The sequence below is a fragment of the Halomonas sp. IOP_31 genome, from assembly GCF_021151495.1.
Lineage (GTDB): Bacteria > Pseudomonadota > Gammaproteobacteria > Pseudomonadales > Halomonadaceae > Modicisalibacter > Modicisalibacter zincidurans.
On sequence record NZ_JAIRBP010000067.1, the window covers coordinates 1 to 4,651 of the forward strand.

At 59.6% G+C, this 4,651-nt stretch carries 5 protein-coding genes and 1 pseudogene; 2 read left to right on the plus strand and 4 right to left on the minus strand.

The window, feature by feature from the left end:
- Positions 1 to 53 precede the first annotated feature (53 nt).
- Both K7I12_RS17185 and K7I12_RS17190 read left to right on the plus strand, forming a co-directional pair.
- On the plus strand, positions 54 to 992 hold the full coding sequence (locus K7I12_RS17185) for an electron transfer flavoprotein subunit alpha/FixB family protein (protein WP_231664788.1): 939 nt from the start codon (positions 54 to 56) through the stop codon (positions 990 to 992).
- A gap of 52 nt (positions 993 to 1,044) precedes the next feature.
- A pseudogene (locus K7I12_RS17190) lies at positions 1,045 to 1,579 on the plus strand (NAD(P)/FAD-dependent oxidoreductase); the annotation flags it as partial.
- Positions 1,580 to 1,709: 130 nt separating this feature from the next.
- Here the strand turns inward: K7I12_RS17190 and K7I12_RS17195 are convergent.
- The 4 genes from K7I12_RS17195 to K7I12_RS17210 all read right to left on the minus strand — a co-directional run bounded on the left by K7I12_RS17195 (position 1,710) and on the right by K7I12_RS17210 (position 4,519).
- Positions 1,710 to 2,453, minus strand: a complete 744-nt coding sequence (locus tag K7I12_RS17195; RefSeq protein ID WP_231664789.1) for an SDR family NAD(P)-dependent oxidoreductase — start codon at positions 2,451 to 2,453, stop codon at positions 1,710 to 1,712.
- A gap of 93 nt (positions 2,454 to 2,546) precedes the next feature.
- Complete coding sequence (gene catC, locus K7I12_RS17200; RefSeq protein ID WP_231664790.1) at positions 2,547 to 2,837, minus strand: muconolactone Delta-isomerase; 291 nt, start codon at positions 2,835 to 2,837, stop codon at positions 2,547 to 2,549.
- A 23-nt stretch (positions 2,838 to 2,860) separates the two neighbouring features.
- Positions 2,861 to 3,157 carry a YciI family protein gene (locus K7I12_RS17205; RefSeq protein WP_231664791.1) on the minus strand — a complete coding sequence of 99 codons (297 nt, stop codon included), beginning with the start codon at positions 3,155 to 3,157 and terminating at the stop codon, positions 2,861 to 2,863.
- 27 nt (positions 3,158 to 3,184) lie between these two features.
- Positions 3,185 to 4,519: a short-chain fatty acid transporter gene (locus tag K7I12_RS17210; RefSeq protein ID WP_231664792.1), complete on the minus strand. Its 1,335-nt coding sequence runs from the start codon at positions 4,517 to 4,519 to the stop codon at positions 3,185 to 3,187.
- Positions 4,520 to 4,651 lie beyond the last annotated feature (132 nt).

The window sequence follows — 4,651 nt, forward strand, 5'->3', positions numbered from 1 at the left end:
CTGATCGACAAACTCAAGAACGAAGCCAAAGTGCTTTGAAAGGAGCTGATCTCATGAGCATTCTGGTCCTCGCCGAACACCACGACGGGCAGCTCGCCGGCGCCACCGCCCACGTCGTCGATGCGGCCCGGCAGATCGCCCAGTCCGGCGGCGGTGACGTCGACGTGCTGATTGCCGGCGAGAACGTCGGTGCCATCGCCGAGCAGGCGGCCAAGCTCGACGGCGTCGCCCGGGTGCGCGTCGCCGACAACGGCGTCTACGCCCACCAGCTCGCCGAGCCGCTGGGCGACCTGCTGGCGGCGCTCGCCGACGACTACAGCCATGTGCTTGCCGCTGCCTCGACCCACGGCAAGAACGTCTTGCCGCGGCTCGCCGCCCTCAAGGATGTCACCGCGCTTTCGGAAATTCTCGACGTGGTCAGTGCCGACACCTTCAAGCGGCCGATCTATGCCGGCAACGCCATTGCCACTGTCCAGTCCGAGGATTCGCTCAAGGTGCTGACCGTGCGCACTACCGCTTTCGACGCGGTCAGCGAGAATGGCAGTGCCAACCAGGAGGCCCTCGACATCGTCGTCGACAATGCCTTGTCGAGCTTCGTCGGCGAAGAACTGGCCGCCAGCGAGCGCCCCGAGCTGGGCAGCGCCAAGATCGTCATCTCGGGCGGCCGCGGCATGGGCAACGGCGACAACTTCAAGCTGCTCGACGGCATCGCCGACAAGCTCGGTGCGGCGATCGGCGCTTCGCGGGCGGCGGTCGATGCCGGCTTCGTGCCCAACGACATGCAGGTCGGCCAGACCGGCAAGATCGTCGCTCCCGACCTGTACATCGCGGTGGGCATCTCCGGGGCCATTCAGCATCTGGCCGGGATGAAGGACTCCAAGGTGATCGTCGCGATCAACAAGGACGAGGAGGCGCCGATTTTCCAGGTGGCCGATTACGGCCTGGTCGGCGATCTGTTCGAGGCCGTACCTGAGCTTGAGCAGCAGCTCTAATGACGACTATCAGCTGAAGGAGGCCTCAGTAGATCAGGTAGAACGCGACTCCATGGAATTCGATGTCGTCATCGTTGGCGCAGGGTCCTCTGGCCTGGCCGCTGCGTGCCGGCTGATGCAGCAGGCCAACAAGGCGAAACAGGAGCTGACGTTGTGCGTGGTGGAGGGCTCCGAAGTAGGCGCCCATATCCTCTCCGGCGCCATCTTCGAGCCCCGCGCCCTGGCCGAGCTCTTTCCTGACTGGCAGGAGCGCGGTGCGCCTTGACCGCCCCGGCCAGCCGCGACGAGGTCTACCTGCTCAAGGACACCGAGAAGAGCCAGAAGCTGTCCAACGCACTGGTGCCCAAGAGCATGCACAACGCCGGTGGCGACCTCAGCCGCTACGTGATCAGCGCCGGCAACCTGTGCCGCTGGCTGGCCGGACAGGCCGAGGAACTGGGGTGGAGATATTCCCCGGCTTCGCTGCCCAGGAGGCGATCGTCGAGGAGGGCGTGGTCAAGGGCATCCTGATCGGCGACATGGGCGTGAGCGCCGACGGTCAGCCCAAGGATGGCCATATGCCGGGCATGGAGCTGCGCGCCAAGTACATCCGTACCACAAGCCGCCCCCAAGATTATCGATAGCGTGCTGGAGCGCCTGTTGTACAAGGGCACTGAGGAAATCAGCGTCCTGCACCAACAGGGTGTGATGAAATAGAAGCTTCAGCTAGGCAACCGCCTAGCCGACCGTGACACCGCCGCAGACGAAGAGGGTCTGGCCGGTAATAAAGCTGCTTCGCTCGTCGCAGAAGAAGCTAACGGCCTGGGCCACGTCTTCGGGCTGGCCCATGCGGCTTAGCGGGATGTTTTCGATGATGCGTCGGGCGCGTTCGGAATCGGGTGGGTTGTTCTGCCAGAAAGCGCTGGTAGCGATGGGCCCGGGGGCGACGCAATTGACGGTAATGCCGTGTTGCGCCAGCTCTAGCGCCCAGGTTCTCGCCATGGATTGTAGCGCTCCCTTGGTGGCGCTGTAGATGGTGCGGGCCTCCTTGCCCAGTACCACACGGCTAGTATTTAACACGATGCGCCCCGTGCCGGAAGCCTTCATGACAGGAAGAAGTGCTTGGCTGCAGACTAGGGCTGAACGTACGTTAAGGTGCATCAACTTGTCGAAGTCCTCGAGCTGCGTCTCCTCGAGCAGCGCCGGGGCGACGATACCCACATTATTGACCAGCCGGGTTACCGAATAATGTGCGGCGATGTCGGCCATCACCCGTCGGGTGGCGTCGGCATCGCCAAGGTCGACCTGATGCGCTTCTGCTTTAAGTGAGTCTGCTTCCGGCTCAACAATATCCACCACGATAACGTGATAGCCATCCTGCTGGAGACGTAAGGCGATGGCCTGGCCGATATTTCTCGCCCCTCCGGTAACGACGGCGCAGTAGCGTCGAGTCGGCTGGCTTTGCGCAGCGTCTTGGTTCATTCAGGTATCCTCGGTGGCTCGATGTCGATTGATCATATATTTGATAGGCAGTCGCCTCATTGGTAAAAAACGACGAGGCGATTGGGAGGATTCTTAGGAATCATCCTCACGAACGGAGGAGGGGTGACGGCAAAGTGGCTCTACGTGGATATCCATATAAGGAAACAGGGGCAAACCGCTGATTAGTTCCTGAAGTTCGGCGTTATCATTGACGTCGAAGATACTAACGTTGGCGTAACTACCGGCAACCCGCCAGAGATGGCGCCATTTTCCCTGCCGTTGCAAATCCTGCGAGTAAGCTTTCTCTTTTGCCTTGATATCAGCCGCTTGCTCTGCCGGCATGTTTGTCGGGAGCTTCACGACCATTTCCACATGAAACAGCATCTTATTTCTCCATTCTGCATGCGCTACAGGGTATTTTTCCGGTTCAGATAGGCTTGACGCCAGCGCACTATTTTGACCTCGGAGAATAGCTCCGCCTGGTGGAAGGGATCGGCCTCTATGAAGCGCTCGGCCTCCTCACGGCTATCCAGATCGACCAGATAGATGCCACCAGAAGCCGTTTCACCATCATCGGAAAGCTTGGCCCCACAGGCCAATAAGGTCGTCGCGTTGGCATCCAGGTACTCAAGGTGAGCTTGGCGTACCTCCAGACGCAGGGCCTGGCGGTTGGGCTTGTCGAAGGTCTCGATCAGAAAAGGCATGGGTAATTCCGTGTTAGTCAAATGTGGTCAGCCACCAAGGTAGCCCCAGATCAGCATGGCGCTGGCGTAAATGACCCCAAGATAGATCAGGATCAGAACCATGTACCCCATTACATCGCGCAACTTCAAGCCGGAGATTGCCAGTACCGGGAGGATCCAGAACGGCTGGATCATGTTGCTCCACTGGTCGCCGATCTGAACCGCGAGCGCCGTGGCCGCCTGGGACGCACCGAGTTCCGTGGCGGCTTGCACCATGACCGGGCCCTGGACCGCCCACTGGCCGCCACCGGACGGCGCTAGGAGATTGATGATGGCACCGCTGACGAATGACCAGATAGGCAGGGTTTGTGCGCTAGAGATATCAACGAAGGTATTGGCGAACGAAACCACCAGGCCCGAGCCCACCAGAATCCCCATGATCCCGGCGTAGAAGGGATATTGTACGATGATACCAGAGACGATACGGACCCCGTCCGCCAGCGCGGCCAAGTAATGGGCCGGCGAGGCAAACAGCAATATTCCCAAGAACAGGAAGGCGAAATTGACGGTATTGAGGTTCAGTGAACCGCCGTCCACCGTGTAAAGCATGATATACAGCATACCCAGTAAGCCGATGCCGATACCCACCACCCGACTACGATTCAAACGCTCGGCAATGGTAATTTTTTCGTTTCCGACAAGTGGAACTGCGGAGGGCTTGGCTACCGAGGCCGGATCGATTTCAACGATATCCTTGGCCTGCTTGGGGTGCAGCCAGGCGTTAAAGAAGGGCAAGGTGAGCAGAATGAGGGCGCTGGTGGTCAGGAGAATGGGCGAGAAAATCGTTTCGCTCAGCGGGATCAGCCCGATGGTATCTTGAAGGAAATGCCCCTCGGTGGCGATCAACAGCGGTACGCTACCGGACAGGCCGATGCCGTAAAGAGCAAAACCCGAATACGCAGCGGCGATTACCAGCGGGTAGTGCAAGCCTTTCACATTGAGCGCCAGCTTCTGGGCAACGATGCCGCCGATCACCAGGCCGAAGCCCCAATTCAACCAGCTACCGATACCCCCCACCAAGGTGGCGACCACGATCGCCACGAAGGGGGTCTTGACCCGTGCGGCGATGCGGTTGAGGACACCATCCACCAGAGGCGTCTTGGCCAGGATATAGCCTGCCAGGAGGATCACCGTCATCTGCATGCTGAAGGCCAGCAAGTCCCAGAAGCCGTCGCCCCAGTAGCGCACCGCATTCAGTGGGCTGATGTCTTGCATGAGCACTGCCAGGAGCATTGTGAATACAGTCAGAAAAATGGCGATGACCAGGGGATCGGGCATGTATCGATTGACGAGCCGGGTGAAGAAATTTGCCAGCGCATTCATAGGAAGCGACCTCTAGCCTGAATATTGCACCATTGGCGCGAGTTCGGCCTGCTGAGTGATCAGGCCAGCTCTTCATGCTGGATTCAGCAAGAATCGGTCACGTTTTGATCAATTACCCAGCGTCGAGACACA

Bases quoted from the DNA above. Each gene is read 5' to 3' on its own strand.
- K7I12_RS17205 (WP_231664791.1), bottom strand. From the start codon at position 3,157: ATGCCTTTTCTGATCGAGACCTTCGACAAGCCCAACCGCCAGGCCCTG.
- K7I12_RS17195 (WP_231664789.1), bottom strand. From the start codon at position 2,453: ATGAACCAAGACGCTGCGCAAAGCCAGCCGACTCGACGCTACTGCGCC.
- K7I12_RS17185 (WP_231664788.1), top strand. From the start codon at position 54: ATGAGCATTCTGGTCCTCGCCGAACACCACGACGGGCAGCTCGCCGGC.
- K7I12_RS17210 (WP_231664792.1), bottom strand. From the start codon at position 4,519: ATGAATGCGCTGGCAAATTTCTTCACCCGGCTCGTCAATCGATACATG.
- catC (WP_231664790.1), bottom strand. From the start codon at position 2,837: ATGCTGTTTCATGTGGAAATGGTCGTGAAGCTCCCGACAAACATGCCG.